The organism is Flavobacterium sp. JAS, assembly GCF_020991455.1.
Classification (GTDB): domain Bacteria; phylum Bacteroidota; class Bacteroidia; order Flavobacteriales; family Flavobacteriaceae; genus Flavobacterium.
The window spans coordinates 1-328 of record NZ_JAJMOX010000064.1 but is presented as its reverse complement, the minus strand read 5'-3'; the positions used below and the strand labels follow the sequence as shown (position 1 = coordinate 328).

General features: G+C 38.4%; 1 protein-coding gene. It reads right to left on the bottom strand.

Annotated elements, in window-relative coordinates; all coding sequences use genetic code 11:
* Positions 1–328 (bottom strand): hypothetical protein (locus LPB88_RS23755; RefSeq protein ID WP_230718293.1); only part of this gene is annotated, 328 nt, incomplete at both ends.

Below are 328 nucleotides of genomic sequence, written 5' to 3'. Positions count from 1 at the left end.
AGCATTTACCAAACAGAAATTCTGTGTTGTGTTGGTAATTACTGGTGTTCCAGGATCAGTTACATTAATTATGATCGCTAATCTCACATTACTTTCGCAAGTAGTTGTTGGATCTTTTATCGCTGCATAATAGGTTCCAGATGTTAATACTGTTGCTGGTGGAATCAAGTTTCCTCCGGTTAAAGCATCATACCAAACAATATTTGCCGCTGGACTTACGTCGATTGTTGCAAATGTTGGAGCATTAACTAAACAGAAATTCTGTGTTGTTTTGGTAATTACTGGTGTTCCCGGATCGGTCACGCTGATATTGATTGCTAATCTCACA